Source organism: Vibrio anguillarum (assembly GCF_001989995.2).
Lineage (GTDB): Bacteria > Pseudomonadota > Gammaproteobacteria > Enterobacterales > Vibrionaceae > Vibrio > Vibrio anguillarum.
On the sequence record NZ_JAHGUP010000200.1, the window covers coordinates 1 to 2605 of the forward strand.

At 41.2% G+C, this 2605-nt stretch carries 2 protein-coding genes; both read left to right on the plus strand.

Features of this window, described 5'->3' with window-relative positions; genetic code table 11:
• Positions 1–650: 650 nt before the first annotated feature.
• Entirely contained in the window at positions 651–1166 is a 516-nt protein-coding gene (locus PL85_RS18445) for a GNAT family N-acetyltransferase (protein WP_115340157.1), read from the plus strand.
• Positions 1167–1310: 144 nt separating this feature from the next.
• Positions 1311–2513, plus strand: coding sequence for a DUF3800 domain-containing protein (locus tag PL85_RS18455; protein ID WP_115340158.1), 1203 nt, complete (start codon positions 1311–1313; stop codon positions 2511–2513).
• Positions 2514–2605 lie beyond the last annotated feature (92 nt).

The following is a 2605-nucleotide window of genomic DNA, read 5'->3' on the forward strand; positions in this document are numbered from 1 at the left end:
TAGTGGTTCTTTGCCAAGTTAATGAATGCGAAACAGTAACACCTAACAAAAAATTCAAGCCTGACTACCAACGCGTGGCTGAATCTGCTCTAAAATGGTTTTGTGATTATGGTGCATTGCTTAAAGTGACATTGTGCGTTGGTAGCAGCTTAATTTGGCGTTAGGTTTACGAAGAGAAAAACATCATTATTGGGGAAAAGATCCGGGGAATTTTCTAGCCATTCGTTTACGGTTTTCAGCAAGTTAGCTTGGTCTATCCAAATCATCACGTTTCTTTACCTGCTTCTCATGTCAAAGTTTGTGGGTTGCTTCATTGGAAAATCGCGTTGGTCGGTTGAAAGTCTCACTGGTGCAAAAGCGCTTTGATTTAATCAAACAAACTGACTGAGCATTTGTTTTTAAGTTAGTCGCATTTGTCTGCCAATTTGAGTGAAATGCTTCGAATTACTTCAACGCAATGCGTTAAGCTAGCGGAATTCTTTGCCAAGTGGGTGAAGGTTAAACAGTACAACCTAACAAGAAATTCAAGCCTGACTACCAACGCGTGGCTGAATTGGTTCCAAAATGGTTTGGTGGTTACGGTGCATTGCTTTCAATGGCTTTGTGCGTTGGTAGCAGCTTAATTCAGCGTTAGGTGAATTGGAGGAATAATGCAGCAAGTTTTAGAAACGGAACGTTTAATCCTTAGGCCATTTGAACACTCTGATGCAGAGCAAGTATCCGTGTTGGCCGGTGATAAACGAATCGCAGAAATGACGGCAAACATACCGCATCCATATAAAATTTCAGATGCAATTTCATGGATCGAAACACATGAAATTGGCTTTGTCAGCGGGGAGAGTATTGTTTATGCGATTGTCCGTAAAGAATCGTTAGAGCTTATTGGAGCCGTGAGTTTACCGAGCTTAAAAGATGGCCAAGGTATCTTGGGTTATTGGTTGGGCGTTGATTTTTGGGGGCAAGGTTATGCGACTGAAGCTTCAAAGGCATTGATTGAGTACGCAAAAGAAAGTCATGGATTGCGAGAGTTAAAGGTCATGCATCTTGTTGGTAATGACCGTTCAAAGTCAGTTATCGATAAACTTGGTGTTACTTACACAGAAAATCAAACCCTTCGTATGCAAGGTAGTGAGCGAGAAGTTTGCGTTTATCTTTCAGCGGTATAAATTCACCTAACAAAGCGTTTAAGTGGGATTCATGCCGCGTGGCATTTTTGGTATACGGCGAGTTTTGGTGGTGGAAGTGGTCTGCGGAAAGTCGGTTTATGCGGCATTCACCCCTTAACGCGGCGTTAACTGGCAGGAGTAAAAATGAGCAAAAATAGCAAACAAAAAAGAATGCAAAAGCAAGCTAAAGCGAAAAAGGTAGCGAACCAAAAGGCTGAAGCTACTCGTAGAAAGCAAAGCTTAATTCCTACTATCTATTTCGATGAGTCGGGGAACACGGGTTCAAATCTACTGGATAATGACCAACCAGTATTTACGTTGGCTAGTTGTGATTTTCCCCAGAAAGAAGCCGACAGACTTCTTCAGTTGATAGGCTCTCGCGCAGAGAGTGAACTTCATTTCAAAAGGCTTAAACGAAACAAAGCAGGTCAAGATGGCATTATCCGAATGTTGCGTGATCCAGCGGTCAACCCTACTAGTGTGAAGATGAATGTTTTCTTAAAACGATTTATGGTCACATCAAAAATTGTAGACTTATTGATTGAACATATGTTGCACCTTAGAGGAGTTGACTTATATGTAAACGGTCAAAATATCGCCTTGTCAAATATGTTGTTCATTTGTTTACAGTCATTCTGCTCCGAAGATTTAGTTGATGAAATGTATAAGCTATTTGTCAACATGATTAAGGAACAAACGCCAGCTTCAATTGAAGCATTTTACTCAAGCGTTGAATTGGTTAAGGCGTCATCTTCAAGCGAAGGCTTTAAGTCTGATATTGATCAGATTCTTGAAACTAAACAGGTAATTGATAGCGCACTGGCGAACATAGACAAATCAGCATTTGATCCGTCAATTCCTGCTTTATTTACACAATGTATTCAATGGGGTAAAGAGTATCCTAAAGGCTTCCATTTAGTTCACGATGACTCTCATAGCATTGAAAAACAAAGAGAGATGTTCGCTATGCTCATGGATTGGACTCAGGAAAATGTAGAACTGGGGTATGATCGCCGTAAGTTTGACTTGCCGCTAAAAGGTAAGTCCCTCAAGTTTGCTGACTCAAAGAAACACAAACAAGTACAAGTTGCAGACATTATTGCAAGCTCATTTGCGTATTGGGCCGCGGGTGTGTCTAGAGGTGAAACGGAGGATTACTTCTTCCTAGAGTTAGATAAATTGAATCTAGATCGCTTTATTGGACACAATAAAATTTGGCCGACTGCTGATGTTGACCCTAAAGATTTAGGCACAGTTCACGATGGTGGTTTAAATGCAGCAAATCATATGCCGGAGTTTTTAGCTCAATCAATTCCTAATCCAAGGGTTGCAGAAGCAGCCAGTTAACAAAGCATTTAAGAGTGATTCGCAACGCTTGGCATTTTCGCTTCGCTCAAGTATAGCCAAGCGCCGCTCACACCTTAATGCGGCGTTAGCTG

Excerpts from the sequence above, each read along its gene's own strand:
- PL85_RS18455 (WP_115340158.1), top strand. The coding sequence starts at position 1,311 with ATGAGCAAAAATAGCAAACAAAAAAGAATGCAAAAGCAAGCTAAAGCG.
- PL85_RS18445 (WP_115340157.1), top strand. The coding sequence starts at position 651 with ATGCAGCAAGTTTTAGAAACGGAACGTTTAATCCTTAGGCCATTTGAA.